The sequence below is a fragment of the Brevibacterium antiquum genome, from assembly GCF_016107655.1.
Taxonomy (GTDB): Bacteria; Actinomycetota; Actinomycetes; order Actinomycetales; family Brevibacteriaceae; genus Brevibacterium; species Brevibacterium antiquum.
Genome location: NZ_JABASX010000001.1, coordinates 123832 through 147634, shown reverse-complemented (window position 1 = coordinate 147634; position 23803 = coordinate 123832). Strand labels below are relative to the sequence as shown.

The following is a 23803-nucleotide window of genomic DNA, read 5'->3' as shown; positions in this document are numbered from 1 at the left end:
TCTCCTTTCAAGTCGGCCACGGAGGGCTTCGGCATCCGTGATCAGCAGTTCATTCAGTCTTATCACGCCGTACTGATGTGTCGCTCAAGCGTCTGAATCGACGACCGGGCGCTGCCATCGGAATTGACGCCGTCACCCTGCGCGTCGGCGATCTCGAGGGGATGTCGGCCTACTACTCCACTGCCCTCGCGATGGAGCCCCTCGAAGAGGTTTCGCGCGGCAGTGAGATCCACCGTGTGCTCGGCCGCGGGGCACTCCCCTGGTCAAGCTCGTCGCCACACCCAATCTGCCCGGGGTCGACCGCACCCAGGCTGGTCTCTTCCACACCGCTTTCCTGTTCGAGAACCAGGCTTCGCTGGCTGCGACCGTTGCCCACGCCGCGCAGAATACGAACAGCCAGTTCGTGGGTTCATCGGCCACGTCCATCTGCAGGTCGGCCACGTCCATCTGCAGGTCGGCGACGTGCCGACCGCTCGCAAGTCCCACGTCGACGCCCTCGACTTCGAGCCGACGCTCGCCGCAATGCCCGGTGTCCTCTTCGCCTCGGCCGGTGGATACCACCACGTTGCGATGAATACCTGGAACAGTCGCGGTGTCGGTCCACGCGCAGCCAGCCTCGGCCTCGGCGATGTCGCCATCACCGTGCCGGGCCGCGAGGACCTCGACGCACTGGTCGCTCGCCTGAGCGCACGCACGATGGACTTTGCCGACAACGGCCGCTCGGTCCGCGTCTCCGACCCATGGGGCACGCAGGTGACCCTGGGCATCGGCGGCAGCTCGATCGACCAGACCCTGACGCGGTATTCTCGCCTCTCTGACACGGGCATGACAGCTCGCTCACTGGGCGGCTGAGGCCGACTCCTCCGGCCGCAGATCCAGCCGGCGCAATAGCTGAGCGTTGAGGGCGACGACGATCGTGGAGATTGACATGAGGATCGCGCCCACGCTCATCGGCAGCACGAAGCCGATGGGTGCCAGGACACCGGCAGCGAGTGGGACCGAGATGAGGTTATAGCCGGCGGCCCACCACAGGTTCTGCTTCATCTTCCGAAACGTCGCCCGCGAGAGTTCGATGACCGAGAGCACGGACCGGGGGTCATCGGAGGCCAGGATGACTCCGGCCGAGCCGATGGCCACGTCCGTGCCGGCTCCGATGGCGATGCCGACATCGGCCGCCGCCAAGGCCGGCGCATCGTTGACTCCGTCGCCGACCATCGCGACCTTGCGGTCCTCTCCCTGCAACTCGGCGACCTTGGCCGCTTTGTCCGCAGGGTGGACCCCGGCGAAGACTCGGTCGATGCCGAGTTCGGCGGCCACGGCCTGGGCAACCGCCTCGGCGTCGCCGGTGATCATGACCACCTGCGCACCACGCCGGTGCAGCGCGTCTACGGCTTCGCGAGATTCAGGTCGGATCTCATCGGCGAGTTTGAGTGCGCCGATGACGCTTCCATCAACGATGACGTGGAGGATGATCGAACCCTCCCCGCTCCACTGTGCGACGATCGGAGCTTCGCCCACACCGTGCTCACTGAGCAGATTCGGCCCGCCCACAGCCACCTCGGCGCCATCGACCTGAGCCTTGACGCCGACCGCTGGGGAGGATGAGAAATTCGTCGCCACCGGGACATCGACACCACGGTTCCGAGCGGCGCGAACGATCGCACGTGCCAAGGGGTGCTCGCTGTCCGCCTCTGCAGCTGCGGCGAGCGCAAGGATCTCATCCTCGGTGCGGTCCTCGGTCGTGACCTCAACCGCGGTGACTGTCGGTTCGCCCTTGGTCAGGGTGCCGGTCTTGTCGAAGAGCACCGAATCGACTGAGCGCATCGTCTCCAGCGCCAGCCGGTCCTTGATGAGGACGCCGCCGCGGGCTGCCCGCTCGGTGGCGATGGACACGACGAGCGGGATGGCCAGGCCCAAAGCGTGGGGACAGGCGATGACGAGGACGGTGATCGTGCGCACGACCGCCGAGTCCGGCATACCTACCAGGGACCAGACGATCGCGGTGATCACGGCGGCGCCGAGGGCGAACCAGAACAGCCAGGCCGAGGCTTTGTCGGCGATGCGCTGTGCCCGAGAGGTCGAGTTCTGTGCCTCGGAGACCAGCTTCTGGATGCCGGCGAGCGCAGTGTCATCACCGGTGGCCGTGATCTCCAGGCGCAGTCCGGAGTCGGTGGCGACTGTGCCCGCCACGACGGTATCGCCCTCCGCGCGACGAACGGTCGTCGATTCCCCCGTGACCATGGACTCATCCATGCTGGCCGAGCCGTCGATGACCCGGCCGTCGGCAGGGACCGCTGCACCAGGGCGGACGACGACAGTGTCGCCGAGTCTGAGGTCGGCTGGATCGACCATTACCGTTTCGCCGTCGACGATCGTCTCTGCTTCGTCGGGCAGCAGCGCCGCCAGACTGTCCAGCGCCGAGGTGGTCTGGGCCACGGAGCGCATCTCCAGCCAGTGCCCTGCCAGCATGATGACGACAAGCAGCGCCAGCTCCCACCAGAAGTCGAGCTCGGCATCGAGGAGACCGAGTGAGGAGCCCCAGGAGGAGAGGAATGCGACGGTGATGGCCAGTGCGATGAGGAGCATCATCCCCGGATTGCGAGCTCTCAGCTCGCTGAGACCGCCGATCAGGAACGGCCTGCCGCCCCAGAAGTACATGACGGTGCCCAGTACCGGTGAGAGCCAACGCAGCCAGCCGAGGATGCCAGTCTCGGGAACCTCATAGCCTACGAGGTGGCCGAACATGGGGCTGAAGGCGATGACCGGGATCGCGATGACGAGCATGATCCAGAACAACCGCCGGAATTGCGCGACATGGTCGCCATGACCCGCATGGTCAGTGTGGCCACTGTGGTCGCCATGACCGGCGTGGTCTGCGTGGCCACTGTGGTCTGCGTGGCCACCGAGACCCGCATGGTCAGTGTGGTCGCTGTGGCTGGCGTCCTCTTCATGTCCCGCGGGCATATGACGTGCTTCGCGGTCAGCGTGACCGCTATCGGCATCGTGGCTCAGGTGCTCACCGACTCCCGAGTGACCGGAATGGTTCTCATGTTCGTGCTGTGCTCCCATACCCTCAATATATACCCCTTAGGGGTATAACCCCAAGGCTCCAGAGGTGAGCTCACGCACCAGAGCCCCGCCGAGGGACAGGCTTCACTGCGGCCATCGACTATCCAACCGCATGTGCGACTGCAGGCAGTCGACACCAAACGATCGGTATTTGGTGGTCGACTGGGTGCAGAAAATCGACCGCCGATTACCGACCGTTGGCGGATCAGGGAACGACGAGCACCGAATGACCGTTGGCATGCAGGCACAATCAGCCACTTGCGCTCACTTCGGTGTGGATAACATCGATCGCCTCGGGCTCAAACACCTTCGGTCAATACGGACGTCGAGTCCTGCGCGAACCGACCACACACAGCATTCGGCGGTGACCAGCACTCATACCCATGCAAGCGGTCGTTCGATTCCCACCTGCACTTCGACGCATTTCAGCTGTGCATGACGGCAGACTGTCCACAAGGCTCCGCTGGTGCCTGGACGAGCCCGACTCTCAAGTTCATTGTGGTCGGGTATGACGCATTGGCATTCTCAACCCACTATTTTCCAGAGCGCGCCGAGACCATTCACCAGGAACGACCTTGCAGCCAGGCGCATCACTGCCCACTCGCTCAAGACGAACTCCCGATACGTGCGGATCTTTCGCAACGTCTGGATCGACAGAGACGATGAGGCATCGATGGCCACTCCTCTGTGGGCAGGAGCAACCTGGCTACGGGAGGCGACCAGGCTGCGCGGATTTCGATTGTTGCGCCCGGACGTTGTCGGCACCGTGTGGACGGCTGCCCGCCTCTACGGTCTCCCAGTTCCGAATCGCATTCGGGACCACGCACTGCACATTGCTGGAGACGCTTCATGCATCAGAGTCAACCGACCTGGGATCATCCTGCATCGCCATCAGCGCTTGAACCACAACGACTTCTTCGATCTTCCGCTTCTCTCTGTTCCGCATCTGCTGATCGAAGTCGCACCGTTCCTCGACATTTCGGAACTTGTCCAGATGGGAGATGCTGTGGTTTCCACGCGCTTCAGCGGCCCGAAAACTTCGATCGAACACTTCCGGACCGAGCTGGCATCCCGAAGGCAGGTGCGGAGCCGGAAGTTGCTCGAGCAGGCGATTTCACTCCTTCGAAACAATGTCGACTCACCACGCGAGACGTGGCTGCGACTGTGGATCATCAGAAATGGCTTCCCAGAGCCTCACGTCCACCCGGAGATCCACTCGCACATCAAGAACATCACACTCCACCCGGATCTCGGCTACCCCGGCATCAAGTTGGCGATCGAGTACGAAGGCGACCACCATCGCACCTCACCAGAACAATTTGCCGGTGACATCGAACGGCGACAACTCATTGAGGCAGAAGGGTGGACGATCCTGAGGGTCTCGAAACGCACCGACATGTCCGCTTTCGGCAAGCTCCTCGCCCAGCACCTCAGCATGTAGCGCCGAAGAGCCAAACGGTCGGTAACTGGTGGTCGGCTGGGAGTCGAAAACCGACCACCATTCACCGACCGTTGAGGCACAGCCGATTCGATGGGTCGCAGACCGGCACGGCGAGACCGTTTCGGGAGCAAAGGCGCACACACATTGCATAGTTGCGCATATATCGGCAATACTTGCTCATGCTGTTCAACTTCGTGTCTGACTCATCGGCTTCGCTGAGAGTCGGCTCGGATCAATCCCGGCTCGCTGACTGAGTCGGCCTCACTGCGGAGGATCTCATGGATCTGCAACTCATCTTGGCGCTCATCGCCGGGATCGCGACGATCGTCGTCATCGTCTTGGCGACCCGCCTCGACGCCTTCATCGCGCTTCTCACAGCATCGGTCGTCACCGGCATCGTCGCCGGTCAGGACCTGCTCTCGCTCGTCGACGCGATCACCACCGGCTTCGGCAACACACTGGCCAGCATCGGCATCGTCATCGGCCTGGGCGTCGGGATCGGCAAGATCCTCGAGGTCTCCGGTGCCGCGGACTCACTGGCCCGTGCCTTCCTGAGCGCCTTCGGCAAGGGCCGCGAGCCCTGGGCAATGGGCACCGTGGGCTCACTCGTGTCGATCCCGGTCTTCTGCGACTCCGGCTACGTCATCATGAACCCGCTGGCCCGCTCGATCGCCCGCGTCAAGCGCGGCGGCTACGTCACCCTCGCTCTCGCCCTGGGCTGCGGCATGACGCTGACCCACCACATGGTCCCACCGACCCCAGGACCGCTTGCCGCGACAGGCATCCTCGGCGCCGACATCGGTGCCGTCATCCTCACCGGCGTCATCTTCACCGTCATTCTCCTGCCGGTCGTCGTCATCTACGCCCGTTGGATCGGACCGAAGCTCGAACCCGTGCTCAACGCAACGGTCAAGCACGAAGTATACGGCTCGGTCACGACCACCTCGACGGAAGGACATGCCACCGGCGGGGCCAGCGGAGGCGGCAGCACGGATGCTGGTCACGGCGGAGTTGCCACCGCGACCGGTGACAACGCGGACACCGCAGGCTCCGGTGACAACGCGGACACCGTCAACAGCGAAACTGGTGCGACGAAGAATCCGGGAGCCTTCCTCGGATTCCTGCCGCTCATCGTTCCCCTGCTGCTCATCGTCGCCAACACTGTGTCGACGGCCATCGACAAGAGCAATCAGGGTGAACTCTCCGGCGACGCCTACGAGCCTTCGTCCTGGGTCGCCCCGCTGGCGTTCCTCGGCAACCCCGTCATCGCGCTGATGATCGGCCTCATCCTCGCCGTCTACACCCTGCTGCCCCGCGTGACCCCGCGCAACAAGGTGCAGAACTGGTTGGCCGACGGAGCCGCCTCGGCGGGTCTCATTCTGCTCATCACCGGTGCTGGTGGAGCCTTCGGCAAGGTCCTCACCGAATCAGGTGTCGGCGATGCCCTTGCCGAGGCGATCGCGTCGATCAGCCTGCCGGCCTTCCTTGTGCCGTTCCTCATCGCCACCTTGGTCCGGATCGCACAGGGCTCGGGCACAGTCGCGATGATCACCGCAGCCTCGGTCACCGCCCCGCTCATCGCTCCCCTGGGTCTGAGCCCACTGGTAGCGGTCATGGCCTGCACCGCCGGCTCGATGGTCTTCTCCTACTTCAACGACTCCTACTTCTGGGTCGTCACTCGCTTCACCGGCCTCGACGGCATCAATGCCATCAAGGGCTGGTCGGGTATCACCACCGCCGTGTGGGCCGGTTCCATTCCGCTGCTGTTCGTGCTCGACTTGATCGTATGAGCCAGCACAGTCCACGAATCCTCATCGTCGCCGACGACCTCACCGGCGGCAATGCCTGCGGTGCCCTATTCGCCGAAGCGGGCCTGCGGACCATCACCGTGACCGGGACGAGTCGGTCCGAGACGGTCAACCTCGATGACCTCCTCAACGACTACGACGCTGTCGTACTCAACGCCGACTCCCGGCATCTGCCGCCGGAGAAGGCAGCCGAGCTCACCGAATCGCTGATCGGGATCACCAGCGACATCGACCTCGTTGCCTGCCGCATCGACACAACGCTGCGAGGCAATGTCGGCCCTTCTGCCGAGGCGGCACTCAACGCTCGCAGAAGGGCAGCCGAATCGGCCGGCGGACACGGAGGACAGAAGAAGCGGGTCATGGGTCTCTGCGTTCCTGCGTTTCCCACCGCGGGTCGAACCACCGTCCAGGGCCAACAGCTCCTTGAGGGCCGACTGCTCGAGCACACTGAGCTCAAACACGATGTCCGCTCCCCTATGCACACCTCCGATGTCGACGCGATCCTGCGAACCGGCACCGATCTCGACGCCCACCTCATCGAGATCTCGACGGTGTTGTCCGGGCACTGGGCGATTCGGTCCGAGGTCCTCGATGCAATCTCCAATGGGGCCGACATCATCATCGCCGATGCCCTGACTGAGGACCACGTGAGACTTGTCGGAGCTGTCGTCGCCTCGGTGACGAGGGAAATCGCAGAAGACTCCACCGGGGCGGACAGCTTCGGCGCCCGAGCAAGGGCCGGTCTGCGCAACGGCGAGATCCTCGACTGGGTGACCATCGACCCCGGTCCCGGCAGCCTCGCCCTCGCATTGTCCCTGCTGCCGACTCGTCCCGGCGGTGCCATCCTCGGAATCTCAGGGTCGGCCACTGAGGTGACACGAGCCCAGCTGACCAAACTCGCCGAGGATCCGACGGTCACCTTGATCCGCACCATCCTCGATGAGGAGAACCTCCCCGATGTCGAGGCGACACTCGAGCGGGTCGAGGAGGTCACCTCGGCGCGGGCGATCATCATCGCCACCGTACTCGAGCCCGGTGACCTGCTCGATCTCAGCAATGAGCAGTCGGAGATGACGACGAAGCGACTGGCCATGATTGCGGCCGCCGTCATGAGCTCCCCCGTCATCACAGGCCTCTATACGACTGGAGGCGATGTCACGGCCATGGTGATGAGAGCCGTGGGCGCAGTCGGGATGGAGATCGAGAAGGAGATCGTCCCGCTGGCCGTGGGCGGTCACCTCGTCGGAGGAAGCGCAGACGGCCTGCCGATCGTGACGAAGGGCGGACTCATCGGGGACTCGGGTACGGCTGTCAAGTGCCTCGACTACCTGATGGCGACCTCTCGCGTCGGACAGGGATGACAATTCACAGATGAAACCACACAAGGAGACTGACATGACCGCACCCGTACTCGCCATGACCGTGGGCGACCCGGTGGGCATCGGCCCCGAGATCACAGCGACCGTGCTCGCCGAATTCTCCGGCCGTGAGGACCAGCACGGTGTCGCAGTAGCCGACCTGGCCGTGATGAAACGTGCCGTGGACGTCCTGGGACTCGACGTGGAGCTGAGGACCATCACCGACTGGTCGACACCTGCCGCCGGGCAGGGCGTCATCGACGTCTTCGACATCGGCGTGCTCGGCGATGATCTGCCGGCATGGGGCGTCGTCGATGCTCGCGCAGGTCAGGCCGCCGTGACAGCGATCGAGGTCGCCACGAAGGCCGCGATGAATCGTGAGATCGCCGGCATCGTCACTGGCCCCATCAACAAGGAAGCCGTATGGAAGTCCGGGTCGAAGCACCTGGGCCACACGGAGATGCTCGGCGAGCTCACCGGCGTGACCAAACAGGACACGATGTTCGTCGTCGAAAACACGAAGGCTCCCGAGCACAAGCTCCAGATCTTCTTCGCCACCCGCCACATGTCGCTGCGCAAAGCCATCGACGCACTGACGATCGACACACAGGTCGATTCCATCGAACGCGCCCATCGGGCCCTGCAGCTCTATGGTGTGGCCTCGCCGAGGTTGGCCGTCGCCGCGCTCAATCCGCACGGTGGCGAGAACGGCGCATTCGGTGACGAGGAGATCGAGATCCTGCGACCCGCCGTTGAGCGCGTCGTCGACTCCGGTCTCGAGGCGACCGGTCCGATTCCAGCTGACTCGGTCTTCCACCAGGGCTTGTCCGGCCGCTTTGACGGAATCCTCTCTCAATATCACGACCAGGGCCACATCGCCTCGAAGACCTTCGACTTCGACGGCACGATCTCCGTGACTGTGGGCCTGCCGATCCTGCGCACCTCGGTCGATCACGGCACGGCCTTCGACATCGCCGGTCAGGGCATCGCCGATGCCGACACCATGCGCTCGGCCTACACCGCCGCGATCGGTTACGCACCTTTCGTCGACGGCATCCGCGCCGAATACCTGCCCAAGTAACCAGTACCTGCCGAAGTAGGATTTTCACCATGGCGATTCGCACGGGCACACAGAAGCGCCGCGAGGACATCTTGTCTCTGCTCAAGACCGGTTCGTGGACAATCTCCCGGCTGGCCGACGAGCTGGAGACTTCAGAGTCGACGATCCGTCGCGACCTGCGCGAGATGTCGGAGACCGGCGAGGTCATCCGCACCATCGGCGGGGCCACTGCCGCCGGTTATGTCGAACCTCCGCTGGGACAGCGGATGGAGGCCAACGCCGAGGCCAAGGATGCGATTGCCGCGGCCGCGATGGACCACCTCGGCGAGGGGACTGTGCGCACGGTCTTCCTCGACGCCGGGTCGACGACGGTGCGTTTGGCAGAGCGCATCCGCGATCGTCGTGATCTCACCATCATCACGCGCGGGCTCGAGATTGCGCTGGCTCTTGCCCACCCCATGGGACCGAAGGTCATCATGGTCGGCGGTGAGGTCTCGACGATGTCCCATGGGACGACGGGTGCGCTGAGCGACCATGCGCTCAGCCGACTCCACGTCGATGTCGCCTTCCTCGGTGCTGACGCGGTAGATCCTGCCAAGGGACTCGGCGAACCGACTCTCGACGAAGCACGGACGAAGGAGCTCATCGCCGAACGCGCAAGGCACGTCGTTGTACTCGCGGACAGTTCGAAGGCCAGACGCGATGTGGCCGCGTGGGCGCCCCTGCCTGAGGGGTGGATCTGGATCAACGAGCTTGGGGTGCATGGCCAAGAGGAAGGGTGAGCATCCTCGAGCGGCTCTTCCCCCCTCTTTCACTCCCTGGTCATCTCTACTCCATGGTCAGCACCAGCTTGCCTGTCGTCGCGTTCGTCTCACCTGCTTCATGTGCCTTCGCAGCATCCGTCAACGGGAACGTGGCTGCGATCGTTGCCCGCAGCTGTCTGCTTTCAACGAGCGCAGCGATCTCGAGCATGCCTGCCTGGTCGGCTTCGACGAGGATGGTCTCACCCCTGACTCCCAGGGCTTCGGCCTCCTCGAAGAGCCCCGCGGCCGGGACAGGAACCGTGGACACCATGATCCCACCTGGCCTGAGAGTCCGGAGAGAGCGCAGCTGATAGTCACCGCCGATGGTGTCAAAGGCGATGTCGATGTCGCGCGCCGCCTCGACGAAGTCCTCCTCGCGGTAGTCGATCATCTCGTCAGCACCCAGGCCGCGGACGAAATCATGCTTCGGTGCACTCGCCGTTCCGATCACATAGGCTCCTCGCGCCTTCGCGATCTGCACCGCCACGTGCCCCACTCCGCCGGCAGCGGCATGCACGAGAACCCGGTCACCCGGGGCGATCTTCGCAGTGTCGACCAGGGACTGCCACGCGGTCAGCGCCACGAGTGGGAGCGCTCCCGCCTGCACATGGTCGACGGTGCCCGGCTTCGGTACAAAGGCACGTGTCGGGCCCACAGCGTATTCGGCGTGCGCACCGACACCGAAGGGATAGGGCAACATCCCGAAGACCTCATCGCCCGGCTTGAAGAGTGTCACCCCGACACCCACCTCTTCGACTACCCCTGACACGTCCCAGCCGAGGACGAATGGCGGATCGGGGAGGAAGCGGGGGCCGCTGCGGTGCTTCCAATCCGTGGGGTTCACGCCTGAGGCTTTGACCTTGATGAGGATCTGGCTGGGCCCCGGCTTCGGCCTCGGCAGCTCCACCTCGTGAAGAACCTCGGGGCTGCCGAATTCGGTCTGGCTCATGGCCTTCATCGTCGCTGTGTCTGTGTGAGCACTGCTGTTTGCGTCAGTCATATCCTCATCATGGCGGATGCCGAAGACCAACACCAGTAACAACATTGACGATATTCGCCGGAACAGTGCCACACGGGAAGAAGCCCTCGACGAGGGTGGGGCGCCGACCCCCTCATCTCAGGCCAGGTTCTGTTCCTTGGCCATCTGCCTGACGTAGATCGGCGCTGCGAACAGTGAGGGCAGCATGACAAAGCCCACCGGCACGGCGGTGATGACGATCGCCGATTGCAGCGCGTCGACCCCGCCATCTCCCAAGCTGATGAGCACGGCCGCGGTGGCTCCGATGAGAAGGGCCCACGTGGCCCGCAGCTTCGGCGATGGTTCACCGCTCGTCATGCATGACTGCGACATCGCGAACGACATAGAGTCCGTGGTCGTTGCCACGAAGGTCATCGTCAGGAGGAGGAAGCCGAGGCTGATGATCAACGACAGCGGCAGATTAGAGCTGATGGCCATGACTGCTGCGGGCAGTCCTCCGTCCATCAGCGGTTCGGAGATGGAACCGGCAGACTTCTGTTCGAGGAAGATGCCTGTGCCGCCCAGGACAGTGAACCAGAATGTTGTGGCGATGGGAGGCAGAACCGTGGTGCTGATGAGCAGGTCCCGAACGGTTCGGCCCCTTGAGATGCGGGCGACGAAGATCGCCATCAGCGGGGCATAACCGAGGAACCAACCGAAGAAGAACACCGTCCAGCCCGAGAGCCATTCGGTGTCTCCTCGGTAAAGCGTCATGCTGAAGAAGTCGGTCATGTACAAAGCGAAGCCGCTGAAATAGCTCTTAATCACGAACCAGGCCGATCCGACCACGAGCACGGTGGCCATGAGTGCCAGTGCCATCCAGACGTTGGCGCTGCTGAGGAATCGAATTCCGCGGCTGACACCGGAGAAGACGCTGACACCGGCGACGGCGGTGAGCACCGCAATCACAGCGAGTTGCACCGGGTAGATATCAGGGATGCCGAACAGGGAGTTCAGCCCGTAGGAGACCTGCATGCCGAGGAAGCCGACAGGACCGATCGTGCCCGCAGCGACAGAGATGATGCACACGACGTCGACGATGGCGGCGATCGGTCCGTGAGCCGCGCGTTTGCCCAGGACCGGGTAGAGCAGGCTGCGTGGCCGCAGGGGCATCCCCATCTCTGCGGCCCGCATCATCACGATCGCGCCTAGAGACCCGAGGATCGCCCAGGCGAGGAATCCCCAGTCGATGAAGCTCGTGGCAAGAGCGGCGGCCACCGCGTCGACAGCGCTGCCTCCACCGTCGGTGAAGTGCGGCGGTGTCGTCGCATAGTGGTACATCGGCTCCGCCGCCGCCCAGAACACTCCCCCGGCCGCGAGCAGGGTCGTCATGATCATGGCGATCCAGCTGAAACGCTTGAAGTCCGGTCGTGCCTGGTTGCCCAGCCGCGCCTTGGCCCATGGGGTGAAGATGAGGATGAGAGCGATGAGGAATGTCGCCAGCAGTAGGATCTGCCAGTACATTCCGAAGATGTCCGCGCATGCAGTGAAAGCGGTGCCCACCCAGTTCGACATCTTGTCCGGAAGGATGAGGGCCAGCACGACGAAGACGGCGAGGATTCCTACGCTGGTCCCGGCGACGGGGATGTCAATACGGCTGCGTTGGACTGCCTCGGCGGGCCCAGTTGGGAAATCATGATCGGTGACGGCGGTGTTCGCCTCCTTTGCGGGAGGAGGTTCTGCATCCGTCTCGGGTGATTCCGAAGGGTTTCTGGTCTGGTCCACGTGTCTTGCTGCCTTCCGAGCCCCGCTGACCGAGGTTTCGGCAACAGGACAGTCAGTTGAGTTGAGCATTCTGTCAGGATTCGCAGCGCTCAAGTCTAGGCGACCGGGTGGACGAGCAGTCATTCTCTGAGCACGAAACCATCTGTATGTGCGGCGACTCACTCGATAACCCTGACTGTGTCATGCCAGGGCAGGCACCGGCCCTCTTCTGTACTTTGCTAAGGTCTGGGCTGAGGCAGCAGAACCATCGGCACCGGTGAGTGGCGCATGATGTGCGTGGCTGTGGAGCCGAGGAACACACCGTGCATGGCAGACTCGCTCGATCCGGCGACGAGGATGTCCCCGTCCTGCCAGTCGAAGGCGTTGACCGCACTCGACCAGCGGTCGCCGGTGACGATTCCCGTCCCAGTGACGGAGACCGCGTCTTCGCTGCTCTCGATCGCGGACACGATCTCTTTGTGTCCGGAAGTGTCCTGATCCCGCCAGTGGGAGTACATACCGTGGTCGGTGAATGCTCCCAGGCCGGTGGGTCGAGAGGGTCTGACGGCGAAGGTGACAACCTCGACTCCGATGCCCAGCCAATGAGCCAGGCGCGCCACGGAATCGTAATACCTCTCCGTTCTACGCGAAGGGTCGACAGCGAAGACCAGCCGTCGGAACTCGGTACGGTCCGAGTTGTAGCCGCGAGGAACCAGTGCGATCGGCAACGGCGAGGAATGGACCAAGCGGTCAGTCGTGCTGCCGAGGACGATGCGTCCCAGTGGCCCACACACCGAGGATCCGGTGATGAGGACCTGTGCGATGTGGTCGATGGCTTCGGTATGGAGCACTCGGGTCACGGAGCGACCGGATCGGGTGACCACCTCGGCGTCCACATCCTCGGGAAGGGCTCCCTTGGCATCGGCGATCGCCTAGGAGGACATGTTCCTGATCTCCTTCTTCCAGTCATCGGAGACCCCGGAGGAGTCTGACATCTGACTGGATGAGAACCGGCCCTGGACCACGAGGCCGAGGATGAGCGGTTCACCCGTGGCCCGGGCGAGGTCGGCGCCGAAGCGCACAGCGGCGCGGCTCTTCGTATCGACACCGAATCCGACGAGAACGCTCATGTCAGCTCTTCCTCACGTTCCTGGCGAGCCAGACGCGACTTCCGGTACCCGTAGGCGAAGTAGACGACGAAGCCCAGAAGCAGCCAGACGATGAATCACTGCCAGGTCTCGACGGCAAGGCTGGCCATAAGCCCGGGCAAGCCATGACAGAGACGATGGGCAGGATGGGCACCCAGGGGGTCCGGAATGGGCGCTTCATGTCCGGCGAGGTCTTGCGCAGAACGACGACGGGGGTGGATGCAGGAGAAGATGGGCGGCAGCAGACCGTCACGGGAGAGGGCGAAGCCGATGCGTCCCATTGCGACGATATCGACGAGGATGACCGAACTCAGTCCTGCCACGGCCGCGATGCCGATGAGGATGCCTGCCCACCCGAGCCCGTTCTGGGTGAAGACATCGGCGACGGCATCACCTTCGGAGAGTTTGCTGTAGTGGACCATGCCGGTGACGACGAGGCAGACGCCGACATAGAGGACGGTGCCGATGGCCAGTGTGCCCAGCAGGCCCATCGGCATGTCCTTCGCCGGCTTCTTCGTCTCCTCGCCGAGGTTGACGATGGCTTCGAACCCGGAATAGGCGAAGAATACAACGGCAGCGGCGATATAGCCGGACCAGCCACGGGGGACGACCGAGGCGTCGAGGGCGAATTCGAGGATGAGATCTTACGCGATGATCCAGGCGAAGATCTCACCGATCGTGGAGCAGGCGTAGGTGTAGGAGCTGCCGGCGGTGGGAACGGCGGCTGCCAGTTCCGAATAGCAGAGTGCAGCGAGCAGAGCGACGAACCCTGCGATCACGAAGGAGATCATCACGGCCGGTCCCGCGTTCTCTTCGGCTTCCAGACCGGTGAGCGTGAAGATACCCGTTCCGATGACGATGCCGCTGCCGAAGCCGATGAGGTCTTTGGCCCCGAGGTTCTTCCTTAAGTGCCCACCCTCGCCCGGCTCATCGTTTTGGTGGATGACGTCGTTGACGTCCTTCCTGCGCAGCACTTCCGTGAGCGGACCTCCAATTCTTCGCGGTCAGATTCTCTCTATGACCCACGTCACAACTCTGGCAGACTATCACCACGAAAGTCGCCGAAGTGTGGGAAAAGCGATGAGCGAACACTACGCCTCTTCACACTCCCAGCGAAGCGCGCCATTCAGCCGAAATTCTGTCAACAGGAGACAGGTAACGATATCTGTAGAATTTCATGTGAAACTATTCGTGCGTTCAGATTTTGCCTGATCTTCACATCACCCCAGGTCAGACACCCATAGAATTTGAGAACAGACAAAGACACGCCGTTGACTTGACAGCATCTTCGCGTTGAAACGCTCAGTGGATACTCGTACCGTTCATAGTCGCTTCTCTCATGAGGGCCATCACGATGATGGCCCCACACGATCGGAGGAACACGTGAGTAACTCCAACACGCATCCCGAGGCCACCATCCCCGCGGCCCCACACGAGCCGGACCTCAAGACGGTCCGCAAAGCCGTCGCCGCCTCGGCGGTCGGCAATGCCACCGAGTGGTTCGACTACGGCTTGTATGCGGTCTCGATCACCTACATCACCCAGCACTTCTTCCCCGGCAGCCACGGCCAACTCCTGGCGCTGCTGACCTTCGCTGTCTCCTTCATCTTCCGCCCGCTCGGCGGCATCGTCTGGGGACCGATGGGTGATCGCCTCGGACGCAAGGCAGTGCTTGCGCTGACGATTCTGCTCATGGCCGGATCGACATTCCTCATCGCCTTCCTGCCCAGCTATGCCACAATCGGCATCGCCGCACCGATCGTCCTCGTCCTCCTCCGCGTCATCCAGGGCTTCTCCTCGGGCGGAGAGTACGGCGGTGCCGCCACGTTCATGGCCGAGTACGCCCCCGATAAGCGCCGCGGATTCTTCGGCAGCTTCCTCGAATTCGGCACCCTGGCCGGCATGGCCGCCGGTTCGCTCTTCGTTCTGCTGCTGCAGCTGGGTCTCGGTGAAGAGACCATGATGGATTGGGGCTGGAGGATTCCATTCGTCTTCGCCGGCGTCCTCGGCGTGGTCGGTCTCTACATGAGGACCAAGCTCGACGAATCCCCTGTCTATGAGGAACTCGACGACAACGACCAGGGCAAGTCGGTCAAGGAGGTCTTCCGCATTCTCTTCACCGACTACTGGAAGCAGCTGCTCATCCTCGGCGGCATGGTCGTCGCGGTCAACGTCGTCAACTACACGCTGCTGTCCTATATGCCCGCCTACCTGCAGGATCCGGTCGGCATGGACTCGAACTCCGCGCTGACGGTGATGTTCCTGGCCCAGGCGTTCATGATGGTCCTCATTCCGTTCGGCGGAATACTCTCGGACAAGGTCGGACGCAAACCGGTCTGGTACTTCTCTCTCATCGGCCTGTTCGTTGCAGCCATTCCGATGTTCATGCTCATGGCCAACGGCTTCGTCTGGGCGCTCATCGGCCTGGCCGTTCTCGGCATCCTCTACATTCCGCAGATCTCGACGATCTCGGCGACCTTCCCTGCGATGTTCCCCGGCCCGGTGCGTTTCGCCGGCTTCGCGATCTCCTACAACGTCTCGACCGCGATCTTCGGCGGCACCGCGCCCTCAGCCAATGAAGCGATCATCGGGGCCACAGGGAACACGGTCGTGCCCGCCTACTTTGTGATGGGTGCGTGTGTCATCGGCTTCATCGCAACCGTCTTCATGAAGGAGACGAAGGGTGCGTCACTGCGCGGCTCCGGTCTTCCCGAAGAGGGCGCCGATGTCGTCTTCGAGGAAGAGGAACTCGTCGACGAGTCGAGGTGAGAGTCGACCGAACCCAACGAGCCGCTCAGTCAAAATCATTCACTGGTGCTGCCTACCGTCGGCAGGACGGTCTCTGCAATTGCCAACACGGCAGACAACGATGCACTTCCATGAGTCTGCAGGTGTGCAAGATAGACCACCGACGACTCGTCCGCAACGTCGAGTGGAACTGTCACAGTGCCGGGCTCACGCATGGTTGCCGCGACCGAGTCAAAGGTGATGGTGATTCCCATGCCCGCTGCGATCAGAGCAGAGATCGTCTGAGCGTCGGGAAGCTCGAGAATCACCCGAGGCGAGAAGCCTGCGTTGTGACACAGTCGGATTGTCGTCTCGCGAAGCGTCGAGTTCGGGTTCGCTGGGAGAGAGAGCAGGTCTTCATCTGCCAGTTCATCGACGCGAATGAGTTTCCTCCGGGCGAGACGGTGCGAGTCAGGCAGGGTGACGACGGGGCGTTCGATCAATACGGGCCGCCCGGTGATGTTCGGTGGTTGCCGGGTCCACCTCACAAGAGCAAGATCGAGGCTCCCATCAGCCAACCGGGTCAGTCCTTCGTCGGCGAAGACGTTGGACTCAATGGCGAAAGTGATGCCGGGATGGTCTTCGTATGCCGCCGCCACCAATGAGGCGGCCATGCCACGCGAGGACGCGCGTGCAAATCCGAAGCCCACTTGCCCGACTTCTCCAGCCGCCGCGCGCTTCACCGAATCGACCGCCACTCGCGCCAGACTGATCATCTGTCGAGCTGGTTCGAAAAGTGCCAACCCTGCCGGCGCCAGGCGCACGTTTCGAGTAGTCCGCTGGAACAGGGTGGCGCCGAGCTCATCCTCAAGTTGCCGAATCGTCCGACTCAGCAACGACTGTCCCATCCCCAGACGCTCCGCAGCCCGGCCGAAATGCAGCTCTTCTGCGAGCGCCATGAACACACGCGCCTGTTGAACTTCCACTCTTCACCTTCCACGCCGGTGGTCTGAAATTCTAGACCTTGTTGAGCATCGCTTCTTACAGATCAGCCGAGACCTTCCACTCGGCCCACTTCTTGGGAATGTCGTCCTTATTCGGTTTGGTGTCCATGAACTTCTTCCATTCCGCGCGAAGCTTCTCGCCTCGCTCGATCAGCTCGTCATTGCGCTTCTGCGCTTCGTCCGTCCACTGACCGTTCTCCTTGAGCCATGCGATAGTACCCGGGTGGAAGGGAATGACTCGAGGCGTGGTCTCAACATCATCGGGCTTCCACCTCGGCGTATTGAGCGTTGATGCTTTGTACTTCGGGAATGTCGATGCCATCGAGCTCACCAGCCTTTTCACCTCGTCATCCGACGCATCCGCGTACGTGGAAATCGGCAAGGTGTAGACGAATCCATGTGTGCTGGTGCCCTCCTCCTGACCTGGCGCATCTTCGAACGGCAGGATGTTGAGCTGCGGTGCCAGCTCATGCACCCGTTCGATTCCCTTTTTGTCTTTGGGATCGAGTTCAATCCAACTGACGTCGAACTTCGACTCGAGCTCGAAGAGCGAAGAACCATAGACCTGCTGATAGAGAGCATCGATCTGGCCGGATTCTAGCGCCGCCGGCTGCTCCGAATAGGCGACGTCGACCAGCTCCACATCGTCCAGGGTCAGCCCCGCATAGGCAAGGTAGGCTTCGATCTTTCCGTTCACTGATGGGTTTGCGGTCACGTTGGGGATCTTCTTGCCCTTGAGATCGGCGGGGGTCTTGATCCCATCAGACTTGCGTGTGAGCAGCGAGTGCGGCGACAGCGGAGCCCAGACGACGCGCAGGTCCTGTGGCCCCCAGTTCTCACTGGCGAACTCGTTCTGGCCCTCGAACCCGAAGATGTACTCATCACCGAGCCTGCCCATCTGGGCGATCCCGGCCTTCATCGGCGCCAGTCGGCCGATCGCCGTGTCGGAGGTGATGATGCGCAGTCGCGCGTCGGTATCCGTCGACACCGCATCCGTCACTGCGGCCAAGTCCGCATAGGTCGACGTTCCAGTGCCATAGGTGGCGAATACCAACGGGTCGCGGATCCCGTTCACCTTCTTCGTCGGCGGGGTGCAGGCGCTCAGTGCCAGCGTAAGAGCTAAGAGAATTGCGAGTAATGCGCGAAACTTCATTGTTCGGCCTTCCACATCGGCATGGATCACGGTGTCGTTCTCAGTGGCACGAGCGAAGTCTCAGAAATCAGACACGGACGTCCCGCTGACATATTGCAGAATATATGAACCTAGATTATTGTCATTCAAGTAATATATGCAACACACCACACTATTCGTCCGGGCACGTCCGCAGCTTTCAAGGAAGAAGTGCAGACGTTCGCTCTGACGGATCAGACGCAGCACCACGACACCGCCAGTGCCCAGGCCGCGAATCAGTTGAGGAACGACAATGAACGTCCGAATCACCACTTTCTGGAAAGCCACCGTCATCACGCTCACCGTGATCGGCGTGCTCATTGCGATGAACCAGGCGTTCTTCTGGAATCCGGGCGGAATCTCGCTGCTGAAGAACGCGTACATGTACGCCGTCCTCGCCGCGTTCCTTCCCATCGTCTTCATCGTCTTCCCTGCGAAGAAGTCCCAGAATGACAGACCGGTCCCCATCCACGACATTGCGTTGGCCCTCATCACCCTGGCCACGTGCGCCTACTTCTGCGTCAACGCAGAAAATATCGTGACCCTGGGATGGGACTACGCACCGGTGCCCACTGCCTCAGCGCTGTCATTCGTGTTCTGGATCGTGGTGCTCGAAGCGCTGCGCCGCACGGCTGGCCTCGTCGTCACGATCATCGCCCTGGTCTTCTCCCTGTACCCGATATTCACGGCCTACATTCCGATCCCATTCCTGCAGGGAATCCCCTTCGACATCAAAACTGCCGCACAGATCCATGCCATGGGTGTGGACTCCATCCTGGGACTGCCTCTCCAGACCGGTGCGACCATTCTCGTCGGCTTCCTGCTCTTCGGAGTCGCACTTCAGCACTCCGGCGGGGCAACGTTCTTCTACGATCTGGCGATGGGTCTGTTCGGCCGTTTCCGAGGCGGTTCTGCCAAAGTCTCAGTCATCTCCTCGGCATTCATGGGGATGATGAGTGGGTCCGCCGTCTCCAACGTGCTCACCACTGGTCCGATGACTATTCCAGCGATGAAGAAGGCGGGCTTCACCGGACGCTACGCGGCCGGCATCGAAGCGACGGCTGCCACCGGCGGTACGATCATGCCGCCGATCATGGGCACCGCCGCCTTCCTGATGGTGTCCTTCGTCGGCGTCCCATACGGACAGATTGCCCTGGCCGCTGTCATCCCGGCTCTTCTGTACTACATCGGAATCTTCGTTCAGGCTGACGCCTATTCTGCCAAGTCGGGCTTGAAAGGCGTTGCGAAGAATCTTCTGCCCAACGTCGGCAAAGTCGTTGTATTCGGTTGGGCTTATCTCGCGGCTCTCTTAGGCCTGGTCCTCCTCCTGGTGATCCAGAAGAATGAGAGCCAGGCTCCCTACTGGATCGTTGGATTCCTTCTCGTCGTGGCAGTCTTCTCCAAGAAGTACCGCATGGGCATCAAAGGATTCGGAGAGTTCCTCTACAGCTCGGGCAAGACGATTGCCGAGATCCTCGGCATCATCGCCGGCGTCGGGTTGATCGTCGGGGGCCTGTCGATGACCGGAGTGAGCTTGTCGCTGGCTCGCGAACTCGTCAACGCGTTCTCCGGCAACCTCATTCTTGTCCTCATCGCCGCAGCCATCACGTCGTTTGTCCTGGGCATGGGCATGACGGTCTCCGCAGTCTATGTCTTCCTGGCCATCGTCATGGCTCCGGCTCTCGTGGAGCTGGGAGTCAATCCGATCGCCGGTCATCTCTTCGTCATCTACTGGGCAACGGTTTCCTACATCACTCCCCCTGTTGCCCTCGCGTCCTTTGCCGCGGCGAACATCGCGAGAACTCCACCGATGCAGACTTCCCTGGTCGCGATGCGCTTGGGCGCCGTGAAATATGTGGTCCCATTCGCCTTCGCGCTCAATCCTGCCCTCGTCGCACAAGCACCGTTGCCCGAAGTCCTCATCACCTTCGTCTTCGCCATCGTCGGGGTCTTCTTCCTCGGATGTGCCTTCGAAGGTTGGCTGGTCATCGTCGGACGTAGGCCCAACTGGATGATGCGAGCCCTCCTCATCGTGGCTGGATTGCTGACCTTTGCACCCGAGCTGGCATTCTCGGTCATCGGCGTTGCCCTCGGAGCCGTCTGCTTCTTCGTCACCCGGTTCTGGAACCTCGGGGGCGAGCATACTCCGGTCGGAATCGACGAAGACGTTCCTTCGGAAGAGTCCGTGCTTGCTGAGAAATAGTCCTATCCTCGGCTAGTCTCGGGCTATGGTCACGTTGATCCCGCAGCAGCCTGATTTCAATGGCTCCACCGCCGAGGCGGCAGTGTGGAATGCTCTGTGCGAGCAGCTTCCCGACGACACGACGATGGTTCACGGCCAGCGCCTGACCGGGGACGACAAGGACGTCGAGATCGACATCCTGGTGCTCTGGCCCGGTTTCGGCATCGCCGTCATCGAGGTCAAGGGTGGTCGGGTCGGCGTCGAGGACGGGCGTTGGATCACGCAGGATTCTCAGGGCCATCGCAATCGACTCAAGGTCTCCCCGCTCGAGCAGGCGATGGTCGCCAAGCACACCCTCGTCGACTATCTGCGGACCCGGGTCTCAACGTTGCCCGGGCCCATCAGCCATCTTGCGGTGCTGCCCTACACGCAGCTGCCCGAGGACTGGGACCAACCGGACGCACCTCGGCACCAGATCGTCGACTCCACGCAGCTCGGGTCGATCGCCGATGTCATCTCCACCCAGCTGAGATACGACTTCACCCCTGAGCGCGACAGTATCTCCACTCCGCACGAATTCGTCCTCAAGAACCTACGACGGACGAATCAAGCGGTGGAGAACGTCAGTCTCAGGGCCACGGAGATCTCCGACCGCGCCGATGAGCTCAGCCGGGAACAGGCGAAGCTCATCAGCATTCTCCGCCATCAGAACCGGGCCGAGATCAGCGGCGGTGCGGGCTCGGGCAAGACCTACCTGGCGCTACTCAAGGCCCAGTCGCTCACTCGCGAAGGCAGACGGGTCGCCCTCATGTGCTATTCCCGCGGCCTGGGCCGGTTCCTCCAGCTCTTCACCGCCCAATGGCCCGAAGGCGACCGCCCCGCCTACGTGGGCCTGTTCCATGATCTGCCGATCTCGTGGGGAGCGGCACCTGGCAGCGATGACGATTCCGACTACTGGGAGCGCCGTCTGCCGCTGCAGCTCAAAGACCTCGCAGACGAGCGTCCGCGGAAGAAGCTCTTCGACGCGATCGTCATCGACGAGGGCCAGGACTTCAGCCTCCTGTGGTGGGAGGCCGTCCAATCGTGCCTGCGCAATCAAGTCGACGGCACACTCTACGTCTTCACCGATGAGCGGCAGCGTATCTTCGGCCGTGAGGGCGAATCACCGATCACGATGAACCCGATCCAGCTCGACGAGAACCTGCGCAACTCCGAGCAGATCGTGGCCGGCTTCGCCGACCTCGCCCTCGATCCGCCGATTCCCCGCAATGGGCCCGGTGAGGAGATCGAGTGGAGCGAGGTCGACATCGACGATGCCCTCGCCGAGGCGGATTCACAGGTCGAATCCCTCATGGACGCCGGCTGGAATCCCGGCGACATCGCATTGCTGACAACCGGCAGCCGACACCCGGTCCAACGAGAGATCGTCGAGACCGAAGGCACCTCGGCCTATTGGGACCAGTACTTCGCCGCCGATGACATCTTCTACGGACACGTCCTCGGCTTCAAGGGTCTCGAACGCCCCGTCGTGGTGCTGTGCATCAACGGGTTCCGCGACCCCGACCGGGCATTGGACATGCTCTACGTCGGAATGTCACGGGCGACAACGAAACTCGTCGTCGTCGGTGACATGAGTGCCTTCGGCCAGGTCTACGGCGCCTGAAGACGACTGACTGCCCTCCCCGCCGAGTGCGATTCACCCTGGTATCGGCACTGGCTAACCTGCCATCGTCGCAGAGTCCGCCAGCGTCGCTGGATCCGGCAGCTTCCGCTTGACCAGCTTCCCGGTCGGAGTTCGCGGCAGTTCCGGGACGAAGTAGTACTCGCGGGGAATCTTGAACCGGGCCAGGCGATCGACCAGCCAACTGCGGATCTCGTCGGCCTGCCCCGCCTCGGCGACACCATCGGCCAACTGCACAAATGCGACGGGAACCTGGCCCAGCTCGTCATCGGCCCTACCCACCACAGCCACATCGTCGATCTGGGGCCGCAGGGCGAGCGCATTCTCGATCTCCTGCGGGTAGATGTTGACTCCCCCGACGATGATGAGGCCCGTGCTGCGCTCGGCGATGTAGAGGAATCTGTCCTCGTCGAGGTAGCCCATATCTCCCGTCGTCGCCCACGTGTCCGGATGATCCGGGTGCCTGGAGGCCGCGGTCTTCGACGGGTCCTTGTAGTACTCGAACAGGGCCGACGTGGCTTCGAAGTAGATGACTCCGACCTCTCCGGCAGGCAGCTCCTTTCCATCAGGTCCGCAGATGTGGACGATGCCCTTAACCCCGTCACGGCCGACCGAGCCCGGTCTCTCCAGCGCCTGCTGGCTGTCGATGATGGTCAGGCCGTTGCTCTCGGTCGCAGCATAGTACTCATAGATCACCGGGCCCCACCACTCGATCATCGTCCGCTTGACCTCGGGCGGGCACGGTGCGGCGGCATGGATTGCGACCTTGAGACTGGAGACGTCGAAGGAACGTCGCACCTCGTCGGGCAGTTTGAGCATCCGGATGAACATCGTGGGCACCCACTGCGAGTGCGTGACGCGGTGCTTCTCGATCAGGACCAGAGCCTCCTCGGCGTCGAAGCGGGGCATGACGACGACGGTGCCGCCCTGGGAGTGCGTCGTCATCACGAACCGCAGAGGTGCCGCGTGGTAGAGAGGCGCGGGCGAGAGGTAGACCGTCTCATCGTCGAATCCGTAGAGGATGCGGAACAAGCTGATGAGCGGAACGTCCTCGTCCCCGATGAGCAGATCGGTGGCTCCGGGCAGGATGCCCTTCGGTCGTCCGGTCGTGCCCGAGGAGTAGAGCATGTCGTCACCGCGAGGCTCGACCTCGGGCTGATCCGCCGAGGCAGCCGCGAGCACCGCTTCATACTCATCCCAGCCGGCGAAGACCTCCCCCGCCTCACCGTCGGGGACGGCATCGATGCGGATCCGGTTCTCGACCTGCTGGCACTCGGCGGCAACCTCGCTCGACTTCTCCAACCGGGTCGACAGGAGGAGAGCTCGGGCATCGCAGTCATCGACGATGTAAGCCGATTCCGCTGCAGTCAGGTGAGAATTGACGACCGTGATGATCGCCCCTGTGCGCAGGGCTGCCCACAGGGCCTCGATGATCTCGAACCGGTTCTCTGCCATGACCGCAATGTGATCGCCCTTCTCAAAGCCTACCGAGCGCAGGTGGTTGGCCAGCCGCAGGGACCGGTCCTCGAGTTCGCCGAAGGTGAGCACCGCCTCGGTGTCAGCCATGATGAGCGCGGGTTTGTCAGGGTTCTTCGCGGCCCATTTTCCTGGATACATGTCACTTCCTTG

Annotated in this window: 18 protein-coding genes and 1 pseudogene; 9 read left to right on the top strand and 10 right to left on the bottom strand. The window is 62.6% G+C overall.

What is annotated here, in order from left to right; all coding sequences use genetic code 11:
• Positions 1-77 precede the first annotated feature (77 nt).
• A pseudogene (locus tag JFC13_RS00660) lies at positions 78-852 on the top strand (VOC family protein).
• On the opposite strand, the gene JFC13_RS00655 reads toward JFC13_RS00660, so the two are convergent.
• Entirely contained in the window at positions 838-2964 is a 2127-nt protein-coding gene (locus JFC13_RS00655) for a heavy metal translocating P-type ATPase (protein WP_408610721.1), read from the bottom strand. The pseudogene JFC13_RS00660 and the gene JFC13_RS00655 sit on opposite strands and share 15 nt — an antisense overlap.
• 778 nt (positions 2965-3742) lie before the next feature.
• On the opposite strand from JFC13_RS00655, the gene JFC13_RS00650 reads away from it, so the two are divergent.
• The 5 genes from JFC13_RS00650 (at position 3743) to JFC13_RS00630 (ending at position 9518) form a co-directional block, all read left to right on the top strand.
• Positions 3743-4510 (top strand): hypothetical protein, encoded by a 768-nt coding sequence (locus JFC13_RS00650; RefSeq protein ID WP_198395192.1) that lies wholly within the window; start codon positions 3743-3745, stop codon positions 4508-4510.
• A 278-nt stretch (positions 4511-4788) separates the two neighbouring features.
• Positions 4789-6300, top strand: coding sequence for a GntP family permease (locus tag JFC13_RS00645; RefSeq protein ID WP_198395191.1), 1512 nt, complete (start codon positions 4789-4791; stop codon positions 6298-6300).
• Positions 6297-7679 (top strand): four-carbon acid sugar kinase family protein, encoded by a 1383-nt coding sequence (locus JFC13_RS00640; protein ID WP_198395190.1) that lies wholly within the window; start codon positions 6297-6299, stop codon positions 7677-7679. Before JFC13_RS00645 ends, JFC13_RS00640 begins: the two co-directional genes overlap by 4 nt.
• A 34-nt stretch (positions 7680-7713) precedes the next feature.
• Positions 7714-8757, top strand: coding sequence for a 4-hydroxythreonine-4-phosphate dehydrogenase PdxA (gene pdxA, locus JFC13_RS00635; protein ID WP_198395189.1), 1044 nt, complete (start codon positions 7714-7716; stop codon positions 8755-8757).
• 29 nt (positions 8758-8786) lie between these two features.
• Positions 8787-9518 (top strand): DeoR/GlpR family DNA-binding transcription regulator, encoded by a 732-nt coding sequence (locus JFC13_RS00630; RefSeq protein WP_198395188.1) that lies wholly within the window; start codon positions 8787-8789, stop codon positions 9516-9518.
• Positions 9519-9564: 46 nt separating this feature from the next.
• Here JFC13_RS00630 and JFC13_RS00625 read toward each other — a convergent pair whose 3' ends face one another.
• The 6 genes from JFC13_RS00625 to JFC13_RS19180 all read right to left on the bottom strand — a co-directional run bounded on the left by JFC13_RS00625 (position 9565) and on the right by JFC13_RS19180 (position 14383).
• Positions 9565-10539, bottom strand: coding sequence for an NADP-dependent oxidoreductase (locus JFC13_RS00625; RefSeq protein ID WP_198395187.1), 975 nt, complete (start codon positions 10537-10539; stop codon positions 9565-9567).
• A gap of 117 nt (positions 10540-10656) precedes the next feature.
• A complete protein-coding gene (locus JFC13_RS00620; protein WP_198395186.1) occupies positions 10657-12282 on the bottom strand; it encodes a BCCT family transporter in 1626 nt (541 codons plus the stop codon).
• Positions 12283-12500: 218 nt separating this feature from the next.
• A complete protein-coding gene (locus JFC13_RS00615) occupies positions 12501-13157 on the bottom strand; it encodes a universal stress protein (RefSeq protein WP_198395185.1) in 657 nt (218 codons plus the stop codon).
• A 36-nt stretch (positions 13158-13193) separates the two neighbouring features.
• Positions 13194-13391 carry a hypothetical protein gene (locus JFC13_RS00610; RefSeq protein ID WP_198395184.1) on the bottom strand — a complete coding sequence of 66 codons (198 nt, stop codon included), beginning with the start codon at positions 13389-13391 and terminating at the stop codon, positions 13194-13196.
• 95 nt (positions 13392-13486) lie between these two features.
• Positions 13487-14047: an APC family permease gene (locus JFC13_RS19185; protein ID WP_332839322.1), complete on the bottom strand. Its 561-nt coding sequence runs from the start codon at positions 14045-14047 to the stop codon at positions 13487-13489.
• Positions 14048-14053: 6 nt separating this feature from the next.
• Positions 14054-14383, bottom strand: coding sequence for an amino acid permease (locus JFC13_RS19180; RefSeq protein ID WP_332839297.1), 330 nt, complete (start codon positions 14381-14383; stop codon positions 14054-14056).
• 409 nt (positions 14384-14792) lie between these two features.
• Here JFC13_RS19180 and JFC13_RS00600 point away from each other — a divergent pair, with 409 nt between their 5' ends.
• Positions 14793-16178 (top strand): MFS transporter, encoded by a 1386-nt coding sequence (locus JFC13_RS00600; protein ID WP_198395183.1) that lies wholly within the window; start codon positions 14793-14795, stop codon positions 16176-16178.
• Positions 16179-16213: 35 nt separating this feature from the next.
• Here JFC13_RS00600 and JFC13_RS00595 read toward each other — a convergent pair whose 3' ends face one another.
• Entirely contained in the window at positions 16214-17122 is a 909-nt protein-coding gene (locus tag JFC13_RS00595) for a LysR family transcriptional regulator (protein ID WP_332839296.1), read from the bottom strand.
• Positions 17123-17177: 55 nt separating this feature from the next.
• Positions 17178-18293, bottom strand: a complete 1116-nt coding sequence (locus JFC13_RS00590) for a TAXI family TRAP transporter solute-binding subunit (protein ID WP_198395182.1) — start codon at positions 18291-18293, stop codon at positions 17178-17180.
• Positions 18294-18564: 271 nt separating this feature from the next.
• Between JFC13_RS00590 and JFC13_RS00585 the strand changes: the two genes are divergently transcribed.
• Positions 18565-20514 carry a TRAP transporter permease gene (locus tag JFC13_RS00585; protein WP_198395181.1) on the top strand — a complete coding sequence of 650 codons (1950 nt, stop codon included), beginning with the start codon at positions 18565-18567 and terminating at the stop codon, positions 20512-20514.
• Positions 20515-20539: 25 nt separating this feature from the next.
• The gene (locus JFC13_RS00580) at positions 20540-22156 is read left to right on the top strand and encodes a nuclease-related domain-containing DEAD/DEAH box helicase (protein WP_198395180.1); all 1617 of its coding nucleotides are present in this window, start codon (positions 20540-20542) and stop codon (positions 22154-22156) included.
• Positions 22157-22210: 54 nt separating this feature from the next.
• Here the strand turns inward: JFC13_RS00580 and JFC13_RS00575 are convergent, their stop codons facing one another.
• Positions 22211-23791: an AMP-binding protein gene (locus JFC13_RS00575; protein ID WP_198395179.1), complete on the bottom strand. Its 1581-nt coding sequence runs from the start codon at positions 23789-23791 to the stop codon at positions 22211-22213.
• Positions 23792-23803 lie beyond the last annotated feature (12 nt).